We start from the raw sequence: 223 nt of genomic DNA, 5'->3' as shown, positions 1-223 counted from the left end.
GGCACCAAACAGGATACTAATAAACAAGTGCCAGATCCAGTAGCTAAACCTGCTACTGATAATCCGGAGCAAGATTCAGCAACTAAACCTGTTACTGATAATCCGGAACAACATCCAGCAACTAAACCTGCTACTGACAATCCGGAACAAAATCCAGCAACTAAACCTGCTACTGACAATCCGGAACAAAATCCAGCAACTAAACCTGCTGCTGATAACCAAG

At 43.5% G+C, this 223-nt stretch carries 1 pseudogene; it reads left to right on the top strand.

The annotated features are described in order from the left end of the window. Nucleotides 1-223, top strand: a pseudogene (locus MR079_RS28960) (hypothetical protein); the annotation flags it as partial.

The organism is Bacillus cereus group sp. BfR-BA-01381, assembly GCF_022663555.1.
Classification (GTDB): Bacteria; Bacillota; Bacilli; order Bacillales; family Bacillaceae_G; genus Bacillus_A; species Bacillus_A pacificus.
Note: the sequence above shows the minus strand (reverse complement) of the source record. Positions and strands in the feature narration are given on the sequence as shown.